Here is a 3100-nt window from a genome sequence, read left to right as displayed (position 1 = left end):
GTATAAAAATGTACTGAAAGGCTGATACCTCCCCATTAAGTAACTTAACTGCGACATCAGATAGTGAAGCAGCAAGATTACCTAATATGAGAAAGATAATCGCGAGGTTTACCACAGGAAAAGACACTGTTATTTTTCCAACTTCATATCGATATGTGGGATGTCATCCTCCAAATACATTACAGAAGTCGGCATAAATCCATGGTTTTGGTAGAATTCTGATAGGTGTTCTTGAGCGCCAATTTCGATTGACTCTCTGGGCCACAACTTGTCACATGCACATAGAGCCTCTTGTACCAGTTGATGCCCTATGCCCCCTCCACGAGAATTTTTTGAAATAGCAACACGACCAATACTGACGGATGGATAACTAACCCCCTTTGACATTAAGCGTGCGCAGGCTATTAACTTGCCACCTTGATAACCCAGTAAGTGGTAAACACCTTCTTGGTGATCTTTACCATCCAACTCAGGATAGGGACATTCTTGCTCGACAACAAACACGTCAACTCTAAGTTTTAGCAGTTGATATAGTTGCATTGTTGTTAATTGGGGAAACGGATGGAGTTGCCAAGTAATCATTTTAATTCAGCCTTACACATAGTGATATCCGAAATGTAGCAAGGTGAATAAGTCTAGACATTAACAATTGTTAAGTTGGATTGCGTTTTTTGATACGACTCAGGCTGATCGGTGTAATGCCAAGATAAGCTGCAATTTGATAATCGGTGAGGCGCTCTAACAAGTTAGGATAACTGTTACAGAACTGTTGATAGCGTTCTTCTGGAGTATAAAGCAACATAAAACGTTCTTTGTTTTCTTTATACATCAGTTGTATTTCCAATAGCTTGAGATAAATACTATATTTATTCTTACGCCATGTTCTTAATGTTTCGATAGGGAGAGACATAATCGAGCAAGGGGTAAGTGATTCAAGTTGGTATGGTGATGGCGTTTGGTTAACTAGGCTTTCAAAACCAATGATCCAGTCATTTTCCCAATAAAACTGTTTGCTAAACTCTTTGCCCTTGTCAGTAAAATAAACAGCGTGACATATTCCTTCTAATAGAAAGAAAATCTCTTTTGCAACTTCCCCTTGATGGTAAAAAATATGCCGACTAGGCAAAGAACAAAGCTTTGCAGATTGCTTTAGCTGTTCTACTTCGTGTCGAGTAAAGTCATTTTTTTGTAACTGCTCTAGGAAAGCGTCAAGCATAATTGGTTGTACCTAAGTATTTATCTATAACCAAACATTAACTGAATATTTAAGCACACAATAAATTCGCCAAAAAACAATTAAAGCGGAGGTGTTCAGGTGATGATAACCTACATCAAATTAGCATTCTACGTGCCATTTTATACCCCTAAGTTCCTTATTTGTAGCTGTGAATGACTTACAAGCAAGAATCGTAATTAATAAGACAAGAAAATTTCGCATATTTACCTGTAGGTATCATTTATCAGCAAGACTTTGCAAGGTAGCATACCCTGTGAGTTTACTATCTACTAGTGTCTGCTTGTCGTTCAAAGCCGATCTTTAGAGTAATTGCGTTAGCTTGTTTCGGGGCATAAACAAGTCAACACGAACCTTGTTGATTTAAGGGCATAAAATGAATTGTAGAAGTCAATAGAGCTAGTAATGGGGGTGTCGCCATGCACATCCTTAGCGATGGTCTATCCAACATATGAGTACAAAAAAAGCGAGCACTAAGCTCGCTTTTATCTATTTGATTTTAAATGTAATTATAGCAACTCAACCGACTGTTGAGCGATCACGAATTCTTCGTTAGTTGGTACCACAAGCGCTACTGCATTTAGCATGTCTGATTTTGCGATAATGCCAGCATTACCGAATCGAGCTTGCTCGTTGCCTTGCTCATCTTCCACAAAACCAAGAATTTTCAGGTTGCGTAGAATTTCACGACGAATAGGCAATGCGTTTTCGCCAATACCACCGGTGAAAATAATACCGTCGAGCGAATCAAGCGCTGCAAGGTATGACGCGATGTATTTCGCCACACGGTAGGTGAAGACTTGGAAGGCCAATGTAGCGCCTTCATGACCTTGCTCCATGGCTTCTAGAATGCCACGTGCATCGCTGGTTAAACCAGAAACACCCAAGAAACCAGAGGCTTTGTTCAATGAATTAAACACTTGTTCTTGTGTCCAGCCCTTCTTCAATAGAAATTCAATGATGCCGGGGTCAAGGTCACCACAGCGAGTGCCCATCATCAAACCGGAAAGCGGTGTAAAACCCATACTGGTATCGACACTCTGACCATCTTTAATTGCGCACACTGACGCACCATTACCAAGGTGAACAGAAATAAAGCTGCTTTCTTCAACTGGCTTGTTGATCATTTTTGCCGCTTCACGGCTCACAAAATAATGGCTTGTTCCGTGGAAACCATAGCGGCGAATACCAAACTCAGTGTATAGCTCTTTTGCAATCGCACCTGTGTAGGCTTTTGCTGGCATGGTTTGGTGGAAAGCGGTATCAAAAACAGCAAACTGCGGTAACTCAGGAAACGCTAGCATTGCCGCGCGCATACCAATCGCGTGTGCTTTATTATGTAACGGTGCTAAATCACTAAGCGCTTCAACTTCGTTGACGATTTTTTCGTCTAACTTAACGGTCTTAGTAAACTTCTCGCCACCATGTACTACGCGGTGCCCAATCGCAACGACGTCATCAATCAAGCCGTAGCTTTTCACAAGCTCAACCAGTTTTGCAACCGCCAACAGGTGGTGATTCGCTTCACCTTGAATCACACAATTGGCTTTTTCTCCGTTAAACTTCCAGCTCATACGGGCATCATCAAGCCCAAAGCATTCACCTAGACCACTCAGTACGGCATCCCCCGTATTTGAATCAATCACCGCAAACTTCAGTGATGAGCTGCCAGAGTTAATAACCAAAACAAACGAGTTCGACATGGGGTAAGTTTCCTGTTTTAGACTAAGTGTTGAAGTATACAACTTCTTGGTTTACGTGACCCTCATTATTCAATAATTTTTTAATCTTTCAACTTTGTTTTAGTTTTAGTTTCATGCCAAACGATTTTTTCTTGATCTGAGGCAAGTTATTATTTCTTTTGAA

The 3100-nt window shown here is 40.8% G+C and carries 3 protein-coding genes and 1 pseudogene; all 4 read right to left on the bottom strand.

Annotated elements, in window-relative coordinates; translation table 11 throughout:
• Window positions 1–127: pseudogene (locus B9J87_RS17945) on the bottom strand (DMT family transporter); the annotation flags it as partial.
• A gap of 2 nt (window positions 128–129) precedes the next feature.
• The gene (locus tag B9J87_RS16050) at window positions 130–582 is read right to left on the bottom strand and encodes a GNAT family N-acetyltransferase (protein ID WP_094151701.1); all 453 of its coding nucleotides are present in this window, start codon (window positions 580–582) and stop codon (window positions 130–132) included.
• Window positions 583–652: 70 nt separating this feature from the next.
• Window positions 653–1216 carry a Crp/Fnr family transcriptional regulator gene (locus tag B9J87_RS16045; protein WP_094151699.1) on the bottom strand — a complete coding sequence of 188 codons (564 nt, stop codon included), beginning with the start codon at window positions 1214–1216 and terminating at the stop codon, window positions 653–655.
• Window positions 1217–1743: 527 nt separating this feature from the next.
• Window positions 1744–2937, bottom strand: a complete 1194-nt coding sequence (locus B9J87_RS16040) for an acetate/propionate family kinase (protein WP_094151697.1) — start codon at window positions 2935–2937, stop codon at window positions 1744–1746.
• Window positions 2938–3100: the final 163 nt, after the last annotated feature.

It is taken from the genome of Vibrio sp. V19_P1S1T109, assembly GCF_002241375.1.
Classification (GTDB): Bacteria; Pseudomonadota; Gammaproteobacteria; order Enterobacterales; family Vibrionaceae; genus Vibrio; species Vibrio anguillarum.
Note: the sequence above shows the minus strand (reverse complement) of the source record. Positions and strands in the feature narration are given on the sequence as shown.

Bases quoted from the DNA above. Each gene is read 5' to 3' on its own strand.
- B9J87_RS16050 (WP_094151701.1), bottom strand. From the start codon at position 582: ATGATTACTTGGCAACTCCATCCGTTTCCCCAATTAACAACAATGCAA.
- B9J87_RS16045 (WP_094151699.1), bottom strand. From the start codon at position 1,216: ATGCTTGACGCTTTCCTAGAGCAGTTACAAAAAAATGACTTTACTCGA.
- B9J87_RS16040 (WP_094151697.1), bottom strand. From the start codon at position 2,937: ATGTCGAACTCGTTTGTTTTGGTTATTAACTCTGGCAGCTCATCACTG.